Raw genomic sequence first — 3,229 nt, forward strand, 5'->3', positions numbered from 1 at the left:
TCGAGGCGCTGCAGCGGCTGGTGCATGACGGTCGTGTACTGGCCGTGGATGAGGGTGCCGACCTGCTCCTGGGCGGCGGCCACGACCCGGGGATGGCAGTGCCCGGTGCTGGTGACGCCGATCCCGGCGGTGAAGTCCAGGTAGCGGCGGCCGTCGACGCCGTAGAGATGGACGCCCTCCCCGCGCTGCGCGACGACGGGGGTGGCTTGACGCAGATGCTCGGACAGTTGGGTCATGCCCCCAGCGTCGATGCCGGGGCGAACCGACGTCAATGGGTCATGTGGGGTGTTTCGCCGCCATGACCGGTCCACCGCGCCTGACCAGGCATGTCGCCGTGCCGCAGGGCGGCCCGCGTGCGGGCGGTGCCGGGGGCGTGCGGCAGGATGTCCCGCGCGCGGGCGGTCAGGACGCCCGCGCACGTCCCATCCCCGATCCGGCAGGTACCAGGTGACGAAACTTCACATATCCGCTCCCGCACCGGTGTTGTCCGCGGGAGGTGGCCGGTGACCCGCGGCCTCGCGCTCCACGATCTGCTGCTCTCCGGCATCGCCCTGCTCGCCGGGCTCGTCGGCGGCCTGTTGCTGCGCGCCCTGATGCGGTGGCTGGGCGTCCGGGCGAGCCGGACCCGGTGGGGCGGCGACGACGTGATCGTCGACGCGCTGCGCACACTGGTGCCGTGGGCGACGGTCGCCGCGGGGGCGGCGGTGGCTGCCGAGGTGCTGCCGCTCACGGCCCGGACCGGGCGCAACGTGACCACGGCGCTGACCGCGTTCGTCATCGTCGCGGCGACGCTCACGGCGGCGCGGGTCGTGACCGGGCTGGTGCGGACGGTGGCCCAGTCCCGGTCGGCGGTGGCCGGCTCGGCGACCATCTTCGTGAACATCACCCGGGTCGTGGTCCTCGCGATCGGGTTCCTCGTCGTGCTGCAGACGCTCGGCGTGTCGATCGCGCCGCTGCTCACCGCCCTCGGCGTCGGCGGCCTCGCGGTCGCCCTCGCCCTCCAGGACACGCTCGCCAACCTCTTCGCGGGCGTCCACATCCTCGCCTCGAAGACGGTGCAGCCCGGCGACTACATCCGGCTGAGCAGCGGCGAGGAGGGGTACGTCGTCGACATCAACTGGCGCAACACGGTGGTGCGGCAGCTCTCCAACAATCTCGTGATCGTCCCGAACAACAAGCTGGCCGGGACGAACATGACGAACTACAGCCGTCCGGAGCAGGAGATGACGCTGCTCGTCCAGGTGGGTGTCTCCTTCGACAGCGACCTCGACCAGGTCGAGCGGGTCACGACGGAGGTCGTCGCCGAGGTGATGAGCGGGGTGGAGGGCGCCATGCCGGAGCACGAACCGGCGGTGCGCTTCCACACGTTCGGCGACTCGCGGATCAGCTTCACGGTGATTCTGGGCGTGGGCGAGTTCAGCGACCAGTACCGGATCAAGCACGAGTTCATCAAGCGGCTGCACCGGCGCTACCGCGAGGAGGGCATCCGGATCCCGTCGCCGGTGCGCACCGTGGCGCTGGCCCAGGGCAGCGCGCCGGTCGTGATCCCGCCGCAGCGCGGCGGCGAGCGGCACCCGGCCGTGTGACGCCGCTCAGCCGAGCAGCCGGCCGAGGACCCGGGCGGCGGTGTCGGCCATGAAGGCGTTCCGTCCGCGGTAGTAGGCCAGTTCGTGGGCGGCGATCGTCAGGGCCCAGCCGCGGCCCCGGCGCCAGGTCGCGGCGTCGTGGCCGACGCTCGCGCGGAAGGCGGCGGCGCCCTCGTCGTCGAGCACGTACCAGGCGGCGATGAGGTCCACGGCGGGATCGCCGACCCCCGTGCAGCCGAAGTCGATGACGGCGGTCAGCCCGCCGGTCTCCGGGTCGACGAGCACGTTGCCGGGCTCGAGGTCGGCGTGCAGCCACACGCCGGGGCGGCGCCACGCGGGCGCGTCGAGCGCGTCCTGCCACAGCGCGGTCGCGGCCCCGGCGTCGAGAAGTCCGTCGAGCCGGGCGAGCGTCGCTCGGGTGTCCGCGTCGCGCGGAGCGAGCGGCGCGCCGCGGTCGGCGGCCGGCGCGCCGGTGGTGTCGGCGCGCTGGAGCGCCCGGACGAAGTCGGCGATGTCCCGCCCCAGTCGGGCCGGGTCCCGCGGCCGCTCGCCGGTGGGGACGGTCCCGGGCAGCCAGCGGTACACGGACCACGGCCACGGGTAGCCGCGCCCGGGAGTGCCCGCACCGAGCGGTTCGGGCACGGCGACCGGGAGTGCGGGGGCGAGCCGGGTCAGCCATCGCTGCTCGCCGGGCACGTCGGCGGCGGCGCCCCGGGTGCGCGGCAGCCGCACGACGAGCTCGTCGCCGAGCCGGTACAGCAGGTTGGAGGTGCCGTCGGAGCCGACGGGGCGCAGCGGCAGCGCCGCCCACCGCGGGAACTGGTCGGCGAGGAGCCCCCGGACCAGGGCCTCGTCCACGTCGGGCTCGTCGTCGTGCAGCTTGGACGGTGCGCTCATCGTGGCCTTCCGGGCGGCGGTGGCGGAGACTGCGAGCGTAGGGGGCCGCCCCGCGCGCGGCACCGGGTTTTCGGGCGCGGCGGTCCGCCGGGCGTCCGGCGGCGGGCGCTTCACTGGCCCCATGTGCCACTACTGCGGATGCCGTGACATTCCCCTGATCAAGGAGTTCATCGCCGAGCACGAGCGCGTCACGGACGCCGCCGGTGACGCCCTGCGCGCCCTGGAGCAGGGGGATCCCGCACGGGCCCGGGTCCTCGTCGACCGGATGGCGCGGGAGCTCGCCGCGCACTGGCGCGGCGAGGAGGACGGGCTGTTCCGCGTGATGAGCGACGATCCGGAGTACGCGGACTACATCGCCGCGCTGGAGTCGGAGCACCGTGAACTGGCCGCGCTGCTGCCCGCGTTGGACCTCGGCGACGCCGCCGACGTCCGCACGTTCACCGAGGCGGTGCACGAGCTGCACCGGCACATCGCGAAGGAGGAGGACGGGCTGTTCCCCGCGTCTCTGACCGCCCTGTCCGGCGACGGCTGGAACCGCTCGATGGACGCCTGGCGGGCTGCCCACCCGGGCGCCCCGGCCTGACCCGCCGGGACAGGACCCCTGCCCGGACTGGACCCGCCCGGGACAGGACCCGCGCAACGACCGTGGGGCCGCTTCAGATCCCTCTGAAGCGGCCCCACGGATCACGACTCACGACTTCGAAAAGTCGGGACGACAGGATTTGAACCTGCGACCCCTTGACCCC

The 3,229-nt window shown here is 73.8% G+C and carries 4 protein-coding genes; 2 read left to right on the forward strand and 2 right to left on the reverse strand.

Translation table 11 applies throughout. The annotated features are described in order from the left end of the window. A partial coding sequence (locus GTW43_RS28550) for an aminotransferase class III-fold pyridoxal phosphate-dependent enzyme (protein ID WP_161304849.1) occupies window positions 1-236 on the reverse strand: 236 nt, incomplete at its 3' end. Window positions 237-503: 267 nt separating this feature from the next. Between GTW43_RS28550 and GTW43_RS28555 the strand changes: the two genes are divergently transcribed. Then, window positions 504-1,586 (forward strand): mechanosensitive ion channel family protein, encoded by a 1,083-nt coding sequence (locus GTW43_RS28555; protein WP_161304850.1) that lies wholly within the window; start codon window positions 504-506, stop codon window positions 1,584-1,586. Between the two features lie 6 nt (window positions 1,587-1,592). Here the strand turns inward: GTW43_RS28555 and GTW43_RS28560 are convergent, their stop codons facing one another. Then, a complete protein-coding gene (locus tag GTW43_RS28560) occupies window positions 1,593-2,483 on the reverse strand; it encodes an aminoglycoside phosphotransferase family protein (RefSeq protein WP_202502062.1) in 891 nt (296 codons plus the stop codon). Between the two features lie 121 nt (window positions 2,484-2,604). Here GTW43_RS28560 and GTW43_RS28565 point away from each other — a divergent pair, with 121 nt between their 5' ends. After that, window positions 2,605-3,066 (forward strand): hemerythrin domain-containing protein, encoded by a 462-nt coding sequence (locus GTW43_RS28565; protein WP_161304851.1) that lies wholly within the window; start codon window positions 2,605-2,607, stop codon window positions 3,064-3,066. Window positions 3,067-3,229: the final 163 nt, after the last annotated feature.

The organism is Streptomyces sp. SID5785 (assembly GCF_009870065.1).
Taxonomy (GTDB): Bacteria; Actinomycetota; Actinomycetes; order Streptomycetales; family Streptomycetaceae; genus Streptomyces.

Bases quoted from the DNA above. Each gene is read 5' to 3' on its own strand.
- GTW43_RS28560 (WP_202502062.1), bottom strand. From the start codon at position 2,483: ATGAGCGCACCGTCCAAGCTGCACGACGACGAGCCCGACGTGGACGAG.
- GTW43_RS28565 (WP_161304851.1), top strand. From the start codon at position 2,605: ATGTGCCACTACTGCGGATGCCGTGACATTCCCCTGATCAAGGAGTTC.